The 276-nt window shown below is 69.6% G+C and carries 1 protein-coding gene; it reads left to right on the top strand.

Features of this window, described 5'->3' with window-relative positions; all coding sequences use genetic code 11:
* Positions 1 to 80: 80 nt before the first annotated feature.
* A partial coding sequence (locus IG02_RS37490) for a hypothetical protein (protein ID WP_199814143.1) occupies positions 81 to 276 on the top strand: 196 nt, incomplete at its 3' end.

Genomic DNA, 276 nt, shown 5'->3' with positions numbered 1-276 from the left:
GGCGGCATGCGTATGGCCTGCTGCCGGAGGTGTCCGGGTTCACGCATGTGCGGCGGGGGCCGGTGCCGTTGGAGGGCCCGGTGCAGTCGTTGCCGTTCGGCAAGGCGCATGTGGTGGGGCTGCGTGGTGACGCGAATGCCGCGGTGTTGGCGTTGTCGGACGGTACGGACGCGGTGTTCGACTATGCGCGGGTCGTGGACTTCCTGTTCGCGGTGGACGGTCATCTGACGGCGGCGTCTCCGGAGACGGCGGCGGTGGTTGCCGGTGCTGATCTGG

Origin of the sequence: Streptomyces sp. NRRL F-5135 (assembly GCF_000719775.1) — a bacterium.
In the GTDB taxonomy this organism is placed as follows: domain Bacteria; phylum Actinomycetota; class Actinomycetes; order Streptomycetales; family Streptomycetaceae; genus Streptomyces; species Streptomyces hebeiensis.
Note: the sequence above shows the minus strand (reverse complement) of the source record. Positions and strands in the feature narration are given on the sequence as shown.